Source organism: Rhizobium sp. 768_B6_N1_8 (genome assembly GCF_051811225.1).
Lineage (GTDB): Bacteria > Pseudomonadota > Alphaproteobacteria > Rhizobiales > Rhizobiaceae > Rhizobium.
In genome coordinates, this window is sequence record NZ_JBPWPV010000001.1 from 1,568,414 (window position 1) to 1,587,554 (window position 19,141).

The window sequence follows — 19,141 nt, forward strand, 5'->3', positions numbered from 1 at the left end:
GGGAGCCGATGATGGAACGCCCGCCACTTCTTGAGTTCAGGCAGGTCTCGAAAATCTACGGTGAGGGCGCTGCGGCCATCCGCGCGCTCGACCGCGTAGACCTTTCGATCCGCGAGCATGAATTCGTCGCGATCATGGGACCGTCCGGTTCCGGCAAGTCGACGGGGATGAATATTCTCGGTTGCCTCGATGTACCGACCTCGGGCGACTATGTCTTCCAGGGTATTTCGACAGGTGGCTTCGATCGCAGCCAGCTGACACTTTTGCGCCGCCATATGCTGGGTTTCGTCTTTCAGGGCTTCAACCTGTTGTCGCGCACATCTGCAGTCGAGAATGTCGAACTGCCGTTGATCTATCGCGGTATGGCGGTCGGCGAGCGGCGCAGGCGGGCGAGGGAAGCGCTCGGCCTTGTCGGCCTGTCGGGCAGGGAAAACCACAAGACCCAGGAACTTTCCGGCGGTCAGCAGCAGCGCGTGGCGATCGCCCGCGCCATCGTCACCGAACCCGCTCTGCTGCTTGCCGATGAGCCGACCGGCAACCTCGATACCAAGACCAGCATGGAGATCATGGATCTGATGACGCGGCTGAACCGCGAGCAGGGCATCACCATCGTCATGGTCACCCACGAGCCCGATATTGCCGCCTATGCAGGGCGCCTGCTGCGCTTCGTCGACGGCAAGCTGGAAACAGAGGTCGAGCATCAGCGGAGGGCAGAACATGTTCTTTGAGACGCTGAAGCTGGCGCTGCGCGCCATCAGCCGCAATCTTCTGCGTTCCTTCCTGACCGTGCTCGGCGTCGTCATCGGCGTTGCCGCCGTCATCGCGCTTGTCACCATCGGCAATGGCACGACGGCGCAGGTTTCGACCGAGCTTTCGCGCCTTGGCACCAACATGCTCTTTGTGCGCCCCGGCCAGTTCGGTCCCGGCCGCGCCAGTTCCGAGGCGCGGCGCTTCACGCTGAAGGATGTCGAGGCGATCCGCGATCAGGTCTCCGGCCTGCGGGCAGTGGCGCCATCCAATCAGTCGACGGCGACGGTCATCTTCGGTGGGCAGAACCATTCCACCACGGTCTATGGCACGACCAACGACTATTTCATCGCACAGGACTGGGATCTGGCGCTTGGCCGCAATTTCACGCCGGCAGAAGAGCGCGGCCAGTCGCGCTGCATCATCGGCGAGACTGTGCGCGAGCAGCTTTTCGGCGCCGCCGATCCGACCGGCCAGCTGATCCGTGTCGGCAAGGTTTCCTGCCCGGTCATCGGCGTCCTGGCAAAGCGCGGCCAGTCCGGCATGGGCAACGACCAGGACGATGCCGTCATCATGCCCGTCAAGGTGTTCCAGCGACGCATCAGCGGCAGCTCCAATGTGCCGACGATCCTCATCTCCGCGCGTGACGGCGTCTCGACATCAAAGGTGCAAGCCGATGTCGAGAACCTGCTGCGCGAACGCCGCAAGATCATCCCCGGCCGTCAGGATGATTTCAACGTCAACGACATGACGCAGATCGCCGAGGCCATGACCGGTACGACGACGTTGCTGACCGGCCTGCTCGGCGCGGTCGCCGCCGTCAGCCTGCTCGTCGGCGGTATCGGCATCATGAATATCATGCTGGTATCGGTGACAGAGCGCACGCGCGAGATCGGTATCCGTCTTGCGATCGGCGCACTTGAAAATCAGGTGCTGACGCAATTCCTCGTCGAGGCCGTCGCCCTGTCGCTCTTCGGCGGCATAGCCGGCATCATGCTGGGTCTGACACTTGCATACGGTACGGTCAGCTTCCTCAATGTGCCCTTCGTGGTCAGCCCGCTCATCATCTTCATTGCCTTCGTCTTCTCGGCGGCGATCGGCATGATCTTCGGCTTCTTTCCGGCCAGACGTGCAGCACAGCTCAATCCCATCGAGGCGCTGCGTCACGAATAAGGGAGTGCTTTCGCGTACTGCATGACCTTGATATATCAGGATAACTTGTCTTTGGCATTTAACCGTGCCAGTATTGATATATCAGTCTGGGATTCGCCCGCATGCAGGAATCGCTAAGCCATCTCGCCTACCTGGCGCTGGAGCACGCTATCGTGACGCTGGCTTTGGCGCCGGGTGCGTTGGTAACGGAAAAACAGCTCATCGATCTTGCGGGCCATGGCCGCACACCGGTGCGTGAAGCGATCCAGAAGCTTGCCTGGCAGGGGCTGATCGTAGTGAAGCCGCGCGTCGGCCTGCAGATCGCCGAAATCCATGCTGAAGATCATGCCAATGTCATGCAGGTGCGCCGCAAGCTGGAGCCGGTTGCGGCAGCTCTCGTCGCCGATGCTGCGAATGAGGAGCAGAGGGCCCGGCTCGTTGCCTGCGCCCGCGCGATGGAAGAATGTGCTGTCAGCGGCGATGTGGCGGGCTTTTTCGCAGCCGACAAGGCCTTTGACGAGATCCTCGAGGATGCCTGCCCGAACAGCTTCATGACCGCAGCATTGGGGCCGGTCCAGACCCATTCCCGCCGCCTGTGGTATTCGACCGCCAATCCGGAACGGATGGATCGCTCCATCTCTCTCCACGTCGTAGTCATAACGGCTATTCAGCAGGGTGAGGTCGAGCAGGCGCGCGAGGCCATGGCCGATCTGATCGATTATCTGAGCCAGAAATAGAAACGGCCCCGTTTCCGGAGCCGTTACCTGGAAATCTATTTTCTGGCTTCAGCCGACGAAGGCGCGTTCGATCACGAATTCGGCGGGCTTGCTGTTGGCGCCTTCTTCGAGACCGGCCTTTTCCAGAAGCTCCTTTGTGTCCTTCAGCATGGCGGAGGAACCGCAGATCATGCCGCGGTCGATCGCCGGATCGATCGGCGGAACGCCGAGATCGGTGAAGAGCTTGCCGGAGGAAATAAGATCAGTGATGCGGCCGCGATATTCGAAATCTTCGCGGGTGACGGTCGCATAGTGGCGCAGCTTGTCGCCGACGACTTCCTTGAGGAGCTCGTCGTTCTGGATCTCGTGGACGAGATCGAAGCCATATTTCAGCTCGGAAATCTCGCGTGTCGTATGCGTGAGGATGACCTCGTCAAACTTCTCGTAGGTTTCCGGATCGCGGATGAGGCTCGCGAACGGCGCGACGCCGGTGCCGGTCGAGAACATGTAGAGGCGTTTGCCCGGGGTGAGCGCGTCGAGAACCAGCGTGCCCGTCGGCTTCTTGCGCATCAGCACCTGGTCGCCCGGCTTGATGAGCTGCAGATGCGAGGTCAGTGGGCCATCCGGCACCTTGATGGAGAAGAATTCCAGCTCCTCGGCCCAGGCCGGGCTTGCGATCGAATAGGCGCGGAAGACCGGCTTGCCTTCGACCATCAGGCCGATCATCGCGAATTCGCCCGAACGGAAACGGAAGCCATCCGGCCGGGTCATCGTGAAACGGAAGAGCCGGTCAGTGTAATGCGTCACGCTCAGCACCGTCTCGGCGTAAACGCCGGCGGGAATGGCGGAGGCGAATTCTTCGGTCTTTGCAGGAGCGTTCATTTCGATATCGGGCTCGTCGTTCGCAGGATGATCATCGGCATGCGAGGCAGATATTACAAAACCTCGCTGAATTAAAGGCAATCCATTCCATCGCACGGCTGGGGAGCGAAATATGCATGTCACGGTCAGGATTCTTGGCCTGTGATGAACTGTCGCTTTTGCGCTGGCTAAGCTATTCAAAGGATGCATATTAGGCGAAAAATGACGCCCGCCGCGGCGCGGGGCGCGACAGGTGGTCACGGGGGAACATGAAAATCTTCAATTACAAGCGCGTTCCTTACGCGGAAATGCGCGCATTTTCCGTCCATATACTGACGGCGTCCGGTTCCTTCCTCGCCTTTCTCGGTGTGGTGGCCGCCGCCGAGCATCGTTTCGTCGATATGTTCTGGTGGCTGGGCCTGGCACTCCTGGTGGATGGCATCGACGGGCCGATCGCCCGCAAGGTGCGCGTCAAGGAAGTCCTGCCCAACTGGTCCGGCGATACGCTCGACAATATCATCGATTACGTGACCTATGTGCTGCTGCCGGCTTTTGCGCTCTATCAGAGCGGCATGATCGGCGAGCCCTGGTCCTTTGCGGCCGCCGGCATGATCGTCGTTTCCAGTGCCATCTATTATGCCGATATGGGCATGAAGACGGAGGAGTATTTCTTTTCCGGCTTCCCCGTCGTCTGGAATATGGTGGTCTTCACGCTCTTCGTCATGCATGCGAGCGAAATGACCGCCTTTATCGTCGTCACTGTCTCCGTGATCCTGACTTTCCTGCCGATCAACTTCCTGCACCCCGTACGGGTCCAGCGTCTGCGCCCTTTGAACCTCGGCGTCTTTCTGCTGTGGTCGGCACTCGGTGCCTATTCGCTGCTGAAGTATTTCGACATGCCGCAATGGGCGGTCGTTCTCTTCATCGTGAGCGGGATCTATCTTTACGTTATCGGTGCCGTGCTCCAATTCTTCCCGGCGCTTGGACGTAAATGAGGTAGACTGAGATGACAAAGACGAAAGCGGTTTCTTTCTCCAGAAACGGTGGTCCCGAGGTTTTCGAATATGTCGATATCGATCTGCCGCCGCCTTCTGAGGGGCAGGTGCAGATCCGCCAGCAAGCGGTCGGACTGAATTTCATCGACGTCTATTTCCGCGACGGCACCTACAAGGCGCCGCATCTGCCCTTCGTGACCGGCAAGGAAGGCGCCGGCGTCGTCACATCCGTCGGCCCCGGCGCAGCCGATTTCGCCGTGGGCGACCGCGTCGCTTATGCCAGTGCCGATGGCGCCTATAGCGCGGAACGCAATATCGAGACGAAACATCTGGTAAAGGTGCCTGACGGCATCAGCCTGGAAACGGCCGCTGCCATGATGCTGAAGGGCATGACGGCGGAATATCTGTTGAACCGAACCTTCAAGGTCGGCCCCGAGACCGTGCTGCTGTTTCATGCCGCAGCCGGCGGCGTCGGCCTCATCGCCGGCCAGTGGGCGAAGGCGCTCGGTGCAACCGTCATCGGCACGGCAGGTTCCGCCGACAAGGTCCAGTTGGCGCTCGAACATGGCTATGATCATGTCATCAACTACAAGACCGAGAACTTCGCAGAGCGCGTGCGGGAGATCACCGGTGGCAAGGGTGTGGACGTGGTCTATGACTCGATCGGCCGCGATACTTTCCCGCAATCACTTGATTGCCTGAAGCCGCGCGGGCTCTTCGCGTCGTTTGGCCAATCCTCGGGCGCGATCGAGAATTTTACCATGGCGCATCTCGCCCAGAGGGGCTCGCTCTATGCCACGCGGCCGACGCTCTTCACCTATATCGCCTCACGTCAGGAGCTAACCGATTGTGCAAACCATCTATTTGATGTTGTGCGCAGCAACAAAGTGCGTATCAATATCAACCAAACCTATCCGCTGCGTGAGGTTGGGCGGGCCCACGCAGATCTGGAAACAAGAAGAACAACCGGAACGACGCTGCTGATTCCATGAGATCCGAACGGACCGGTCGGCAGAAGAAATGAGGGGAACGTGTCGCCATTGAATGTGCCGGCTTCCGGTACGTTATTATCGGTCCAGAAGCTGACGAAATTCTTCGGTAGCTTTGCCGCCTGCAATGAAATCGATCTCGATATAGCGCCGGGCGAAATTCATGCGCTCCTCGGCGAAAATGGCGCAGGCAAATCGACATTGGTCAAGATGCTGTTCGGCGTTCTGGAGCCGACGGACGGGCATATCCTCTGGGAGGGCAGGTCGGTCACGATCACCTCGCCGGGCGAGGCCCGGAAGCTCGGCATTGGCATGGTCTTCCAGCATTTCTCGCTGTTTGAGGCGCTGACCGTTGCGGAAAACATCGCGCTTTCGCTTGATGACAGCATTCCGATCGGCAGGATCGCCGAAGAGGCGAGGGCGCTGTCGCAGGCCTATGGCCTGCCGCTCGATCCGCACGCCCATGTCGCCGATCTCTCGGTCGGTGAGCGCCAGCGGATCGAGATCGTTCGCGCTCTATTGCAGAACCCGAAGCTTATTATTCTCGACGAGCCGACATCGGTGCTGACGCCGCAGGAGGCCGACAAGCTCTTCGAAACCCTCTTCAAGCTGCGCGCCGAGGGTCGCTCCGTTCTCTATATCAGCCACCGACTGGAAGAAGTGCAGCGCATCTGTGATCGCGCCACCGTGCTGCGTCATGGCCGCGTAACCGGCGCCTGCGATCCGAAGCAGGAGACGCCAGCCTCTCTCGCCCGCATGATGGTCGGCAGCGAGGTAGCTTCCGTCACGCATCCCGAGCGCAGTGACAAGGGTGATGTGCAGCTTGCGGTCTCGAACCTTTCCGTCGCTGCACGCACGCCCTTTGCCATGCCGCTGCGCGGTGTCTCCATGACGGTACGGTCGGGCGAGATCCTCGCGATCGCCGGCGTTGCGGGCAATGGACAGAGCGAACTCTTCGATGCGCTGTCAGGCGAATATCCTGTCACCTCGGCCGAAGCGATCGTGATCCGCAAGAAGCCGGTCGGAGCGCAGGGCATTACCGCGCGCCGCCTGCTCGGTGCCGGCTTCGTGCCGGAAGAGCGGCATGGCCATGCGGCCGTTTCCACCATGAAACTCTCCGATAATCTGGTGCTGGCCCGCAGCCAGTCCGACCGCAAAGCCTTCCTCGGCATCCTCGGCATCATCCGCTACGGCGCAGTAAAATCTGCCGCACGTCGCATTTCGGAAGCCATGGACGTGCGCAAGAGCGGAGATGACCCAGCCGCAGGCTCGCTCTCCGGCGGCAACCTGCAGAAATTCATTGTCGGCCGCGAGCTTGATCGTCAGCCCTCCGTTCTGGTCGTCAATCAGCCGACCTGGGGCGTGGACGCTGGTGCCGCAAGCCGCATCCGTCAGGCATTGGTGGACCTGGCAAAGGCGGGTTCGGCCGTCGTCGTCATTAGCCAGGATATCGACGAGATCTTCGAAGTCGCGACTGATATCGCTGTCATTTCCGAGGGACGTCTTTCGAAACCTTATGCGGCAGGTGAACTCACGCGCGAGAAGATCGGCCTGCTGATGGGCGGGCTGCATGAAAGCAAGCATGTTGCGGAGGCTGCTCATGCGCATTGAGCTTGAAAAGCGCCCGCAGGTCTCGAAACTCTATGCCTTCGTTTCACCGCTTCTCGCTCTCGTCCTGACGCTGATATTCGGCGCTATCATGTTCGCCATGCTCGGCAAGGATCCGGTCGAAGCGCTCGACGCCTTCTTCCTCGAGCCGCTTCTGGAAGTGTGGTCGCTGCATGAATTGGCAGTCAAGGCCGCACCGCTGATCCTGATCGCCGTCGGTCTCGCGGTCTGTTATCGCTCCAACAACTGGAACATCGGCGCCGAAGGCCAGTTCACCATCGGCGCGATCACCGGCTCATATATTCCGATCGTCTTCTACGACTGGCATTCGCCGCTCGTCCTGCCGCTGATGCTGATCCTGGGCGCGCTCGGCGGCGCGCTGTTTGCTGCCATTCCGGCACTCCTGAAGGCGCATTTCAATACCAACGAGATCCTGACCTCGCTGATGCTGGTCTATATCGCCCAGCTGTTTCTCGACTGGCTGATCCGGGGCGCATGGCGTGATCCCAAAGGCTTTAATTTCCCGGTCTCGCGCGATTTCGCGCCGGAGGCGATTGTGCCGACGATCTGGGAGGAATCGGGACGCGCCCATTGGGCCTTCATCTTCGCCATTATTGCGGCGGTGCTCGTCTGGTTCATGATGCGCTTCACGCTGAAGGGCTTCGAGATCGTCGTGCTCGGCCAGTCGGAACGGGCAGGGCGCTTTGCAGGCTTCTCTTCGAAGAAGATGATCTGGTTCAGCTTCCTCTTTTCCGGCGCGCTGGCAGGCCTTGCCGGCATCTGCGAGGTTTCGGGTTCCATCGGCCACCTGCAGCCGGCGATTTCGCCGGGCTATGGCTTCACCGCCATCATCGTCGCTTTCCTCGGCCGCCTCAATCCGCTCGGCATCATCGCTTCGGGTCTGGTGCTGGCATTGACCTATCTGGGTGGTGAGGCGGCGCAGCTTTCGATCGGTGTTTCGGACAAGGTCACGCGTGTCTTTCAGGGGCTGATCCTCTTCTTCGTGCTCTCCTGTGACACGCTGATCTATTACAAAATCCGCATCGTCTGGTCGCGGGTCAGGGGTGGCGTGGCATGAGCATCTTCGAAGCCATTCTTCTGACGGTCATTACCGCCTCCACGCCGCTCGTCATCGCCGCACTCGGCGAACTCGTGACGGAGCGCTCCGGTGTCCTCAATCTCGGTGTCGAGGGCATGATGATTATGGGCGCTGTCGCCGCCTTCGCCGGTGCGCAGATCTCGGGCTCTCCCTATGTCGGCATCATCTGCGGCATCGTCGCGGGCGGGCTGTTTTCGTTGCTCTTTGCCTTCCTGACGCTGACATTGGTGGCAAACCAGGTGGCAACCGGCCTGGCGCTGACCCTTCTCGGCCTTGGCGTCTCCGGCCAGCTCGGCGAGCCCTATGTCAGCGTACCGGGTATCCGGCTGGAGGAGATCGACATTCCGCTCCTGTCCGGTATTCCGGTTATCGGCCCGGTGCTCTTCAAGCAGGACCTGATCTTCTATCTGTCAATCGCATTGCTCCTCGGCGTCAGCTGGTTCTTGTTCAAGAGCCGGACCGGCCTGAAGGTCCGGGCAATAGGTGACAGTCACGGCTCGGCCCATGCGCTTGGCATTCACGTCATCCGCACGCGCTATCTGGCCGTCATGTTCGGCGGTGCCTGCGCGGGTCTCGCCGGTGCGCAGCTTTCGCTCGTCTATACGCCGCAATGGGTGGAGAACATGTCGGCCGGCCGCGGCTGGATCACGCTGGCGCTTGTCGTCTTTGCCTCCTGGCGTCCGTGGAGGGTTTTTGCCGGTGGCTATCTGTTCGGCGCGGTCACGATCCTGCAGCTTCATGCGCAGGCCTTTGGCCTCGGCATTCCCGCGCAGTTCCTCTCGATGCTGCCCTACGCCGCGACTATTGTAGTTCTCATCATCATTTCTCATAATCGACGCACGACGTTGATCAACACGCCCGCGTCGCTTGGAAAAGCCTTCGTACCGGAGCGATAAAACAAGAACACGGACGGGTTTCCGGAATAACTTCAAACCAACAGGGGTCATCATGAAGAAGTTCGCACTCACACTTGCCGCATCGGCAGCAGCCGTGATTGGCATTTCCTCTGCTGCCGCGGCAGCGGATAAGACGAAGGTCTGCTTCGTCTATGTAGGGGCACACAATGACGGCGGTTATTCGCAGGCGCACGATGTCGGCCGCCAGCAGGTCCAGGCCGAATTCGGCGACAAGATCGAGACGCCTTATCTCGAAAACGTTCCGGAAGGCCCGGATGCCGAGCGCGCCATCGAGCGCCTTGCCCGCTCTGGCTGCCAGCTGATTTTCACCACGTCTTTCGGCTTCATGGACGCGACGGTGAAGGTCGCTGCCAAGTTCCCGAAGGTCAAGTTCGAGCACGGCACCGGTTACAAGTCCGGCCCGAATCTCGCGACCTACAACTCGCGTTTCTATGAAGGTCGCTACATCCTCGGCCAGATCGCTGCCAAAACCTCGAAGAACCACGGCGCTGCCTACATCGCCTCCTTCCCGATCCCGGAAGTCGTAATGGGCATCAACTCCTTCGAGCAGGGCGCCAGGTCGATCGACCCGAGCTTCAAGCTGAAGGTCATCTGGGTCAACACCTGGTTCGACCCAGGCAAGGAAGCCGACGCCGCCAAGGCCATGATCGACCAGGGTGTCGACGTGCTGACGCAGCATACCGACACGACCGCACCGATGCAGGTTGCCGAAGAACGTGGCATCCACGCTTTCGGTCAGGCATCGGACATGATCGCAGCTGGCCCGAAAGCGCAGCTGACGGCAATCGTCGATACCTGGGGCAACTACTACTCCAAGCGTGTTCACGCGCTTCTGGATGGCACCTGGAAGTCCGAGCAGAGCTGGGACGGCCTGAAGGACGGTATCCTCAAGATGGCGCCCTACACGAATATGCCTGACGACGTAAAGAAGATGGCTGAGGAAACCGAGGCCAAGATCAAGTCCGGCGAACTGCATCCCTTCACCGGTCCGATCAACAAGCAGGACGGCACGCCCTGGCTGAAGGCCGGCGAGAAGGCCGATGACGGCACGCTGCTCGGCATGAACTTCTACATCGAAGGCGTGGACGACAAGCTGCCGGCGCAATAAGCAGAGTTTGTAACTCGCAGTTGCGAAAAGGCGCCCTGAAAAGGGCGCCTTTTTTGCTGCGGTGCATACTAAAATGCTCATTTACAAAAGTATTACTATATGATTTTTTGATCCTGCGCCGCGAGACGCGGCATTGGGAGGACATCATGAAATTGAAGACTGCACTTTTGAGTGCCACGATTTTGGCTGCCTGCATGTTCGGTTCGGCTTCGGCTGCCGGCTTGACCGTCGGCTTCTCGCAGATCGGCTCGGAATCGGGCTGGCGCGCGGCTGAAACGACCGTGACGAAGGAACAGGCAAAAAAGCGCGGCATCGATCTCAAGTTTGCCGATGCACAGCAGAAACAGGAAAATCAGATCAAGGCTCTTCGTTCCTTCATTGCACAGGGCGTCGATGCCATTCTCGTTGCTCCTGTCGTTGAAACCGGCTGGGACGACGTTCTGAAGGAAGCCAAGGAAGCCAAGATTCCGGTTATCCTTCTCGACCGTACCATCAAGGCTCCCGACGATCTCTATCTGACAGCTGTTACTTCCGACCTGGTCCATGAAGGCAAGGTTGCAGGCGACTTCCTGGTCAAGACCGTCGGCGACAAGAAGTGCAATGTCGTCGAGCTGCAGGGCACGACCGGTTCGTCGCCGGCCATCGCTCGCAAGAAGGGCTTCGAAGAGGCCCTTGCCGGTCACGACAACCTGAAGATCGTTCGCAGCCAGACCGGTGACTTCACCCGCACCAAGGGCAAGGAAGTCATGGAAAGCTTCCTCAAGGCGGAAAATGGCGGCAAGGATATCTGCGCTCTCTACGCCCATAACGACGATATGGCCGTCGGCGCCATCCAGGCGATCAAAGAAGCTGGCCTGAAGCCCGGCAAGGATATCCTCGTCGTCTCCATCGACGCCGTGCCGGATATCTTCAAGGCCATGTCCGAGGGTGAGTCCAATGCCACGGTTGAGCTGACGCCGAACATGGCAGGTCCGGCCTTCGATGCGCTTGATGCCTATCTGAAGGACAAGAAGGCTCCGCCGAAGTGGATCCAGACCGAGTCCAAGCTCTACACGCCTGCCGACGACCCGATGAAGGTCTACGAAGAGAAGAAGGGTCAGGGTTACTGATTGCAGCTGGAACCGCACCGGTCCATCATGGACCGGTGCGGAACTGCCGGTACCAGTAGGGCGTCATGCCCGTTTTTGGTACAGGCGTAAGGCGCAATATCAGGAAACAGCAACCCTCATGGTTCACAATTTCGAGAATATTCTCGCAGCTTCAGGCATATCGAAATTCTTCCCCGGCGCCGTTGCCCTGGACAAGGTGGATTTCACGTTACGCCGGGGCGAGGTACATGCGCTTCTCGGCGAAAATGGCGCCGGCAAATCGACGCTCATCAAGTGCATTACAGGGGCCTATCGCCGCGACGGCGGAAGCCTGACGCTGGAAGGTCACGAGATCGATCCGGCCGATACGCTGGCCGCCCAGAAGCTCGGCATCGGCACCGTCTACCAGGAGGTCAACCTCCTTTCGAATCTCAGCGTTGCGGAAAACCTTTTCCTCGGCCGCCAGCCGAAGCGCTTCGGCATGATCGATGCCCGCACCATGAATCGGAATGCCCGCGAACTTCTAGCAGGCTATGGCCTCGATATCGATGTAACCGCGCAGCTCGACCGATTCTCGGTCGCCGTCCAGCAGATCGTGGCGATCGCCCGGGCTGTCGATCTCTCCGGCAAGGTGCTCATTCTGGATGAGCCAACGGCAAGTCTCGATACGCATGAAGTCGAAATGCTTTTTGGCGTCATAAATGACTTGAAGAAGCGCGGATTAGGTATTGTATTTATTACACATTTTCTTGAACAGGTTTATGCAATCGGCGACCGCATCACCGTGCTGCGAAATGGCAGGCTCGTCGGTACGCACGAGGCGGCCGAACTGCCACGGCAGAACCTGATCGCCATGATGCTCGGGCGCGAACTCGCCCAGACGGAACATGCCGCCAAAGAACGCACCATTGCCGCCGGCGAGGTCAAATATACTTTCGAGGGCTTTGGGAAACGCGGCAAGGTGAAGCCCTTCGATCTCGAGGTCCGTGTCGGCGAAGTCGTCGGTATTGCCGGACTTCTGGGCTCCGGGCGCACAGAGACCGCCGAACTCATGTTCGGTATCGAAAGCGCCGACAGCGGCGTCGCCAGGATCGATGGGTCGCCGGTGACGCTGTCAAGCCCGCGTGCTGCGATCGGCAAGGGTTTCGGCTTTTGCCCGGAGGACCGCAAGACCGATGGCATCATCGGCGACCTGTCCATCCGCGAGAACATCGTCCTTGCCCTGCAGGCCCGCCGAGGCTGGGCACGGCCGCTTTCGCGCGCAGAACAGAATGCGATTGCCGACGAATACATCAAGGCGCTCGATATCCGCACGACCGATCGCGAAAAACCCATCCGGCTGCTGTCGGGCGGCAATCAGCAGAAGGCGATCCTTGCCCGCTGGCTCGCCACAAATCCGGATTTCCTGATCCTGGACGAACCGACCCGTGGCATCGATGTCGGCGCCCATGCCGAGATCATCAAGCTGATCGAGCAATTGTGCGCCAAGGGCATGTCGCTGATCGTCATTTCCTCGGAACTGGAAGAACTGGTCGCCTACAGTTCGCGCGTCATCGTGCTGCGCGATCGCGAACATATCGCTGAATTGACCGGTGAGCGCATTACCGCCGCCGGCATCGTCGACGCCATTGCTGCCGCCGACAAACGAACGGAGGATGCATGACTGCCTCGCTGAAGGTGCTGGGCTCTCGTCTTGCGCCGCAATTGATTGCGCTTTTAGTTGTTCTTCTCTTGAATTTCAGCTTCTTCCCGCAGTTTCTTGATGTGATTATTCAAAACGGCCGGCTTTATGGAAGCATCATCGATGTGCTCAATCGCGGCGCGCCCGTGGCGCTGCTGGCGATTGGCATGACCCTCGTCATCGCCACCAAGGGCATCGACCTTTCGGTCGGCGCCGTGATTGCGATCTGCGGCGCCGTCGCGGCTTCGTCGATCGTCGAAGGTAATTCGCTTGCCTATACGCTGGCCCTTACCGTTATCATCGGTCTGCTCTGCGGCTTCTGGAACGGCTTTCTCGTTGCCGTCCTCAACATCCAGCCGATCATTGCGACCCTTGTTTTGATGGTCGCCGGCCGCGGGATAGCCCAGCTCATCACCGAAGGTGTCATCATGACCTTCAACGATGACGGGCTGATCTTTCTCGGCAGCGGCTCCTTCGCCTTCCTGCCCATGCCCGTCGTCATCTGGCTGATCGCCGCCCTGCTGGTCATCCTGCTGGTTCGCCGCACGGCGCTCGGCATGCTGATCGAGGCAGTCGGCATCAACAGGCGCGCGAGCACGCTTTCAGGCGTACAGACGCCGGTGCTGCTGATGGCGGTCTATATGCTGAGCGGCCTCTGCGCGTCCATCGCCGGCATCATCGTCGCCGCCGACATCAAGGGGGCGGACGCCAACAATGCCGGCCTCTGGCTGGAGCTCGATGCCATCCTTGCCGTGGTCGTCGGCGGCAATTCGCTGCTCGGTGGCCGCTTCAGCATCATCGGCTCGCTGATCGGCGCGATGATCATCCAGGCGGTCAACACCGGTATCCTGCTTTCCGGCTTTCCGCCGGAGTTCAACCTCATCATCAAGGCGGTCATCATCATTGTCATCCTGGTCATCCAGTCGCCGGCCATGCAATCGCTCGCCAGCTTCTTCACTCGCCGAACGGACGCAGGAGGGCACAAATGAATTCCAAATATTTGCCGCTCCTTGCAACGATCGTCATCTTCGTGCTCGCCTATGCGGTCTGCACGCTGCAATATCCGAACATGCTGTCGACACGCGTCATCGGCAACCTGCTGACGGATAACGCATTTCTCGGCATTGCCGCCGTCGGAATGACCTTCGTCATCATCTCCGGTGGTATCGATCTGTCGATCGGGTCCGTTATCGCCTTCACTGGCGTCTTTCTGGCCGTGGTCCTGCAGAACACCAGCATTCATCCGCTGGCGGCCTTCGCAATCGTTCTCATCATTACCACGGCCTTCGGTGCGGTCATGGGCATGATCATCCACTTCCTGCAGATGCCACCCTTCATCGTGACCCTTGCCGGGATGTTCCTTGCTCGCGGCATGGCCTATGTCCTGTCGATCGACAGCATTCCGATCGATCACGAATATTATTCGACGCTGACCAGCCTCTACTACCGTCTGCCGGGCGGTGGACGCCTGACGCTGATCGGCGGCATCATGCTGGTCGTCTTCGCAACCGGCATCTTCATCGCCCACCGCACCCGTTTCGGGACCAACGTCTATGCGCTGGGCGGCGGCGTGCAGACGGCGCAATTGATGGGCGTTCCGGTGGCGCGCACGACGATCCAGATCTACGCATTGTCGGGTTTCCTGGCGGGCCTATCCGGAATCGTTTTTTCCCTATACACCTCTGCCGGATATTCTCTTGCGGCGGTGGGCGTCGAACTGGATGCCATCGCGGCAGTCGTCATCGGAGGGACGCTGCTGACAGGAGGAGCGGGATTCGTGGCAGGGACCTTCATCGGTCTGCTGATCCAGGGGCTCATTCAGACTTACATCACCTTCGACGGTACGCTGTCGAGCTGGTGGACGAAAATCCTGATTGGCCTGCTGCTTTTTGCATTCATGGTAATGCAGAAGGCCATCCTTTTCCTTTCCAGTCTGAACAGGAGATATGGCTAGGAGGAGTATCGGATTGCGCAACAGACAGCTTGAAACCCGTAAGGCAGGGCGAAGAACCCGAACAAGCCACGCGCATGTCGTCGACGAACTCGGCCGTTCAATCGTTGCCGGCATCTATCCCGTCGGCACGATCTTGCCTGGAGATGGAGAGCTGGCGCAGCGCTTCAAGGTCTCACGCACGGTGCTGCGTGAAACGATGAAAACGCTTGCCGCCAAGGGCATGGTCGTTGCAAAGGCGCGTGTCGGCACGCGTGTGACGCAAAAGAACTTCTGGAACATGTTCGACACCGAAATCATCTCCTGGCATTTCGCCAACGGTGTGAGCGAAGAATTCCTCCTGCAACTCTACGATATCCGCCTGGCTTTCGAACCATTTGCTGCCGGTCTCGTGGCCGAGCGTGCAAACGCGGCCGATATCGAATTGCTGCGCGGTCTGGCGCTCGACATGGCCGCAAGCGGCCACACGTCCGACAGCCTGGCACTTGCCGACTTGCGCTTCCATCTCGCCGTTTCCGAGGTATCCCACAATCCCTTCATGCGCACGCTCGGTGGGCTCATCGAGGCGGCACTTGTCGGCATGTTCCGCATGAGCACGCCGCCCTCGCAGAACGGTTTCGCCAACATCGCCGAAACCCACATGCGCATCGTCGATGCCATCGCCGCAGGCAATGCCGCAGCGGCACGCAAGGCGATGGAAGATGTCATCGTCGAGGGCAGGGATCACGTCCACGAGGCCTTCTCCGCGCTCTCCGAGCCCATCGTTTCCCTGCCGATTTCGTCTTTTTGAAGCCTCGCCTTGCTGCTATGAGCGGCAGAACAGCCGACTAGCAATGGATTCTCGGAGTCTGCCCATGGAACGCACCTGCCTTGCCGTCATTCTCGCCGCCGGCGACAGCACGCGAATGAAATCCGCAAAGTCGAAGGTGCTTCATGAGGTCGCCGGCCGGCCGATGATCGCCCATGTCGTCGATGCCGTGGCCGCGACAGGCGTTTCATCCGTGGCCCTCGTCGTCGGCCGCGATGCTGAGAAAGTGGCGAGGGCCGCCGATATCGGCGGCGTGACGATCAAATCCTACATTCAGGAACAACGTCTCGGTACTGGCCACGCTGTTCTCGCCGCCCGCGAGGCGATTGCCGAAGGCTATGACGATATCCTTGTGACCTACGGTGATGTGCCGCTCCAGACGGCGGCTCCGCTGCTCGAGGCGCGCAAGGCGATTGCCGAAGGCAGTGACATCGTCGTGATTGGTTTTCACACGGATCGTCCGACCGGCTACGGACGTCTGCTCGTCAAGGACGGCGAACTGATTGCCATTCGCGAGGAAAAGGACGCGACCGATGCCGAGCGCACCGTCAAGTGGTGCAATAGCGGCCTGATGGCGATCAACGGCCGCAAGGCTCTCGACCTTCTGTCACGCATCGGCAACAGCAATGCCAAGGGCGAGTATTATCTGACGGATCTTGTCGAGATCGCCCGCTCGCTCGGTGGCCGCGTCACTGCCGTCGATGCGCCTGAAGTCGAGATGACCGGCTGCAACAACCGTGCTGAACTCGCTGCGATCGAACGTTTCTGGCAGGAGCGCCGCCGTCATGAACTGATGCTCTCGGGTGTTACGATGATCGCTCCGGAAACGGTCTTCCTCTCCTATGACACCGTGATTGGCCAGGATGCGCTGATCGAGCCGAACGTCGTCTTCGGTCCCGGCGCCGTCATCGATAGCGGCGCGGTCATTCATGCCTTCTCGCATATCGAGGGCGCCCATGTCAGCGAAGGCGCAACGGTCGGTCCGTTTGCGCGTCTGCGGCCGGGTGCCGATCTCTCTGTTGGCTCCAAGGTCGGCAATTTCTGCGAGGTCAAGAACGGCAAGATCGGCGAGGGCGCCAAGGTCAATCACCTGACCTATATCGGTGATGCCGTCATCGGCTCCGGCACCAATATCGGTGCCGGCACGATCACCTGCAATTATGACGGCGTGAACAAGTTCGAGACTGTCATCGGCAAGGATGCCTTCATCGGCTCGAACTCGTCGCTGGTTGCCCCCGTCACGATAGGGGACAGCGCCTATATCGCTTCGGGTAGCGTCATCACGGCAGATGTGCCTGATAATGCGCTGGCTTTCGGCCGTGCGCGGCAGGAAATCAAGCCCGAGCGGGCCAAGCTGCTACGCGAGCGGGCGCTTGCCATTAAGGCGGCGAAAAAGGCCAAGGGTTGAGCCTTTTTGCGTAACGGGCGGAAACCGAAAGTGACCGCCGTACCAATTGAGAAATAAGCGAGAATCGCTAGGAGTGGCCTCACTGGACAGGTCTGAGGGGATGTTTGCATGTGTGGAATTGTGGGGATCGTCGGAAATGCGCCGGTTGCGGGCCGTCTCGTCGATGCGCTGAAGCGGCTGGAATATCGCGGCTACGATTCCGCCGGCGTCGCCACCATCCATGAAGGTGTGATGGATCGCCGCCGCGCCGAGGGCAAGCTCTTCAATCTCGAAAAGCGTCTCGACAGCGAGCCGCTGCCGGGAACGACCGGCATCGCCCATACGCGGTGGGCAACCCATGGTGTGCCGAACGAGACCAACGCCCATCCGCATTTCGTCGAAGGCGTCGCCGTCGTCCACAATGGCATCATCGAGAACTTCTCCGAGCTGCGTGACGAGCTGAGCCACGAGGGCGCTGCCTTTCAAAGCCAGACCGATACGGAAGTAGTCGCCCACTTGATGGCGAAATATCTGCGCGAGGGTCTTTCCCCGCGCGAAGCCGTGCTGAAGATGCTGAACCGCGTCACCGGCGCCTATGCGCTGGCGGTCATGCTGAAGAATGACCCAGGCACGATCATGGCGGCCCGCTCCGGCCCGCCGCTGGCCATCGGTTACGGCAAGGGTGAAATGTTCCTGGGCTCGGATGCCATTGCGCTATCGCCATTCACCAACGAGATCACCTATCTCGTCGATGGCGACTGGGCGATCATCAACCGCGAGGGCGCGACCGTACTCGATTTCTCCGGCAAGGTGGTCAAGCGTCCGCGGCAGATCTCCCAGGCGACCGCTTATGTGGTCGACAAGGGCAATCACCGCCACTTCATGGAAAAGGAAATCTACGAGCAGCCCGAGGTCATCTCCCATGCGCTCAGCCACTATGTGGATTTCGCCGCCAACACGATCAGCCCGAATGCATCCGCCATCGATTTCAAGGCCGCGACCGGTCTTGCAATCTCGGCCTGCGGCACGGCCTATCTCGCCGGCCTGATCGGCAAATACTGGTTCGAGCGTTATGCGCGCCTGCCGGTCGAAATCGACGTCGCCTCGGAATTCCGTTACCGCGAAATGCCGCTGCAGCCCTCGCAGGCAGCCCTCTTCATCTCGCAGTCGGGTGAGACCGCCGATACGCTGGCATCACTCCGCTACTGCAAGGACAACGGTTTGAAGATCGGCGCCGTCGTCAACGTGCGGGAATCGACCATCGCCCGCGAATCCGACGCCGTCTTTCCGATCATGGCCGGGCCGGAAATCGGCGTCGCTTCCACGAAGGCCTTCACCTGCCAGCTTGCCGTGCTTGCTTCGCTGGCAATCGGTGCCGGCCGTGCGCGCGGCACGATCAGCGCCGACGACGAGAAGGCGATGGTACGCCATCTTGCGGAAATGCCGCGCATCATGAGCCGCGTCCTCAATCTCATCCAGCCGCAGATGGAAGGCCTGTCCCGCGAACTGTCAAAGTGCAAGGACGTGCTCTATCTCGGCCGCGGCACCAGCTTCCCGCTCGCCATGGAAGGCGCGCTGAAGCTCAAGGAAATCTCCTATATCCACGCCGAAGGTTATGCCGCCGGCGAGTTGAAGCATGGACCGATCGCGCTGATCGACGAAAACATGCCCGTCATCGTCATCGCACCCTATGACCGTTTCTTCGAGAAGACGGTCTCCAACATGCAGGAAGTCGCAGCCCGCGGCGGCCGAATCATCTTCATCACCGACGAGAACGGTGCGGCTGCTTCGAAACTGCCGACGATGGCGACGATCACGCTTCCGAATGTCGATGAAATCATCTCGCCTATGATCTTCTCGCTGCCGATCCAGCTGCTCGCCTACCACACGGCGGTCTTCATGGGCACGGACGTCGACCAGCCGCGCAACCTCGCAAAATCGGTGACTGTGGAGTAAGTCCTAACAGGCCGAAATATATTGTATGATAAGCCGAATTCTGGCAGTTTTGTGCCTGCGGACACAGGGGGAAGGCCG

General features: G+C 59.9%; 17 protein-coding genes. 16 read left to right on the forward strand and 1 reads right to left on the reverse strand.

Translation table 11 applies throughout. The features are described from left to right. The first annotated feature begins 11 nt into the window (after nt 1-11). From AB8B33_RS08045 to AB8B33_RS08055, 3 genes are all read left to right on the forward strand, one after another. Nucleotides 12-728: an ABC transporter ATP-binding protein gene (locus AB8B33_RS08045; RefSeq protein WP_439014918.1), complete on the forward strand. Its 717-nt coding sequence runs from the start codon at nt 12-14 to the stop codon at nt 726-728. After that, entirely contained in the window at nt 718-1,920 is a 1,203-nt protein-coding gene (locus AB8B33_RS08050) for an ABC transporter permease (protein ID WP_439014919.1), read from the forward strand. The genes AB8B33_RS08045 and AB8B33_RS08050 overlap by 11 nt, the downstream gene beginning before the upstream one ends. A gap of 101 nt (nt 1,921-2,021) precedes the next feature. Continuing rightward, nucleotides 2,022-2,636: a GntR family transcriptional regulator gene (locus AB8B33_RS08055; protein ID WP_439014920.1), complete on the forward strand. Its 615-nt coding sequence runs from the start codon at nt 2,022-2,024 to the stop codon at nt 2,634-2,636. 48 nt (nt 2,637-2,684) lie between these two features. Here AB8B33_RS08055 and AB8B33_RS08060 read toward each other — a convergent pair whose 3' ends face one another. Beyond that, complete coding sequence (locus tag AB8B33_RS08060) at nt 2,685-3,497, reverse strand: ferredoxin--NADP reductase (RefSeq protein WP_113319894.1); 813 nt, start codon at nt 3,495-3,497, stop codon at nt 2,685-2,687. A gap of 248 nt (nt 3,498-3,745) precedes the next feature. Here AB8B33_RS08060 and pcsA point away from each other — a divergent pair, with 248 nt between their 5' ends. From pcsA to glmS, 13 genes are all read left to right on the forward strand, one after another. Further along, complete coding sequence (pcsA, locus tag AB8B33_RS08065; protein ID WP_113319895.1) at nt 3,746-4,471, forward strand: phosphatidylcholine synthase; 726 nt, start codon at nt 3,746-3,748, stop codon at nt 4,469-4,471. A gap of 11 nt (nt 4,472-4,482) precedes the next feature. Then, nucleotides 4,483-5,463, forward strand: coding sequence for a quinone oxidoreductase family protein (locus AB8B33_RS08070; protein ID WP_439014921.1), 981 nt, complete (start codon nt 4,483-4,485; stop codon nt 5,461-5,463). Between the two features lie 39 nt (nt 5,464-5,502). Beyond that, a complete protein-coding gene (locus AB8B33_RS08075) occupies nt 5,503-7,071 on the forward strand; it encodes an ABC transporter ATP-binding protein (RefSeq protein WP_439014922.1) in 1,569 nt (522 codons plus the stop codon). Then, on the forward strand, nt 7,061-8,146 hold the full coding sequence (locus AB8B33_RS08080; RefSeq protein ID WP_439014923.1) for an ABC transporter permease: 1,086 nt from the start codon (nt 7,061-7,063) through the stop codon (nt 8,144-8,146). Before AB8B33_RS08075 ends, AB8B33_RS08080 begins: the two co-directional genes overlap by 11 nt. Next, nucleotides 8,143-9,063: an ABC transporter permease gene (locus AB8B33_RS08085; RefSeq protein WP_439014924.1), complete on the forward strand. Its 921-nt coding sequence runs from the start codon at nt 8,143-8,145 to the stop codon at nt 9,061-9,063. The genes AB8B33_RS08080 and AB8B33_RS08085 overlap by 4 nt, the downstream gene beginning before the upstream one ends. Nucleotides 9,064-9,115: 52 nt before the next feature. Next, on the forward strand, nt 9,116-10,192 hold the full coding sequence (locus AB8B33_RS08090) for a BMP family ABC transporter substrate-binding protein (RefSeq protein WP_439014925.1): 1,077 nt from the start codon (nt 9,116-9,118) through the stop codon (nt 10,190-10,192). A 146-nt stretch (nt 10,193-10,338) separates the two neighbouring features. After that, nucleotides 10,339-11,301: a galactofuranose ABC transporter, galactofuranose-binding protein YtfQ gene (gene ytfQ / locus AB8B33_RS08095; protein ID WP_310389604.1), complete on the forward strand. Its 963-nt coding sequence runs from the start codon at nt 10,339-10,341 to the stop codon at nt 11,299-11,301. A gap of 118 nt (nt 11,302-11,419) precedes the next feature. After that, on the forward strand, nt 11,420-12,943 hold the full coding sequence (gene ytfR, locus AB8B33_RS08100; protein WP_439014926.1) for a galactofuranose ABC transporter, ATP-binding protein YtfR: 1,524 nt from the start codon (nt 11,420-11,422) through the stop codon (nt 12,941-12,943). Further along, nucleotides 12,940-13,950, forward strand: a complete 1,011-nt coding sequence (locus tag AB8B33_RS08105; protein WP_439014927.1) for an ABC transporter permease — start codon at nt 12,940-12,942, stop codon at nt 13,948-13,950. Before ytfR ends, AB8B33_RS08105 begins: the two co-directional genes overlap by 4 nt. After that, nucleotides 13,947-14,915: a galactofuranose ABC transporter, permease protein YjfF gene (gene yjfF, locus AB8B33_RS08110; protein ID WP_037106090.1), complete on the forward strand. Its 969-nt coding sequence runs from the start codon at nt 13,947-13,949 to the stop codon at nt 14,913-14,915. The genes AB8B33_RS08105 and yjfF overlap by 4 nt, the downstream gene beginning before the upstream one ends. Beyond that, a complete protein-coding gene (locus tag AB8B33_RS08115) occupies nt 14,908-15,702 on the forward strand; it encodes a FadR/GntR family transcriptional regulator (RefSeq protein WP_439014928.1) in 795 nt (264 codons plus the stop codon). The genes yjfF and AB8B33_RS08115 overlap by 8 nt, the downstream gene beginning before the upstream one ends. Before the next feature lie 64 nt (nt 15,703-15,766). Beyond that, complete coding sequence (gene glmU, locus AB8B33_RS08120; RefSeq protein WP_439014929.1) at nt 15,767-17,128, forward strand: bifunctional UDP-N-acetylglucosamine diphosphorylase/glucosamine-1-phosphate N-acetyltransferase GlmU; 1,362 nt, start codon at nt 15,767-15,769, stop codon at nt 17,126-17,128. A 108-nt stretch (nt 17,129-17,236) separates the two neighbouring features. After that, a complete protein-coding gene (gene glmS / locus AB8B33_RS08125; RefSeq protein WP_439014930.1) occupies nt 17,237-19,063 on the forward strand; it encodes a glutamine--fructose-6-phosphate transaminase (isomerizing) in 1,827 nt (608 codons plus the stop codon). Nucleotides 19,064-19,141: the final 78 nt, after the last annotated feature.

Bases quoted from the DNA above. Each gene is read 5' to 3' on its own strand.
- AB8B33_RS08045 (WP_439014918.1), top strand. From the start codon at position 12: ATGGAACGCCCGCCACTTCTTGAGTTCAGGCAGGTCTCGAAAATCTAC.
- AB8B33_RS08050 (WP_439014919.1), top strand. From the start codon at position 718: ATGTTCTTTGAGACGCTGAAGCTGGCGCTGCGCGCCATCAGCCGCAAT.
- AB8B33_RS08055 (WP_439014920.1), top strand. From the start codon at position 2,022: ATGCAGGAATCGCTAAGCCATCTCGCCTACCTGGCGCTGGAGCACGCT.
- AB8B33_RS08060 (WP_113319894.1), bottom strand. From the start codon at position 3,497: ATGAACGCTCCTGCAAAGACCGAAGAATTCGCCTCCGCCATTCCCGCC.
- pcsA (WP_113319895.1), top strand. From the start codon at position 3,746: ATGAAAATCTTCAATTACAAGCGCGTTCCTTACGCGGAAATGCGCGCA.
- AB8B33_RS08070 (WP_439014921.1), top strand. From the start codon at position 4,483: ATGACAAAGACGAAAGCGGTTTCTTTCTCCAGAAACGGTGGTCCCGAG.
- AB8B33_RS08080 (WP_439014923.1), top strand. From the start codon at position 7,061: ATGCGCATTGAGCTTGAAAAGCGCCCGCAGGTCTCGAAACTCTATGCC.
- AB8B33_RS08085 (WP_439014924.1), top strand. From the start codon at position 8,143: ATGAGCATCTTCGAAGCCATTCTTCTGACGGTCATTACCGCCTCCACG.
- AB8B33_RS08090 (WP_439014925.1), top strand. From the start codon at position 9,116: ATGAAGAAGTTCGCACTCACACTTGCCGCATCGGCAGCAGCCGTGATT.
- ytfQ (WP_310389604.1), top strand. From the start codon at position 10,339: ATGAAATTGAAGACTGCACTTTTGAGTGCCACGATTTTGGCTGCCTGC.
- ytfR (WP_439014926.1), top strand. From the start codon at position 11,420: ATGGTTCACAATTTCGAGAATATTCTCGCAGCTTCAGGCATATCGAAA.
- AB8B33_RS08105 (WP_439014927.1), top strand. From the start codon at position 12,940: ATGACTGCCTCGCTGAAGGTGCTGGGCTCTCGTCTTGCGCCGCAATTG.
- yjfF (WP_037106090.1), top strand. From the start codon at position 13,947: ATGAATTCCAAATATTTGCCGCTCCTTGCAACGATCGTCATCTTCGTG.
- AB8B33_RS08115 (WP_439014928.1), top strand. From the start codon at position 14,908: ATGGCTAGGAGGAGTATCGGATTGCGCAACAGACAGCTTGAAACCCGT.
- glmU (WP_439014929.1), top strand. From the start codon at position 15,767: ATGGAACGCACCTGCCTTGCCGTCATTCTCGCCGCCGGCGACAGCACG.
- glmS (WP_439014930.1), top strand. From the start codon at position 17,237: ATGTGTGGAATTGTGGGGATCGTCGGAAATGCGCCGGTTGCGGGCCGT.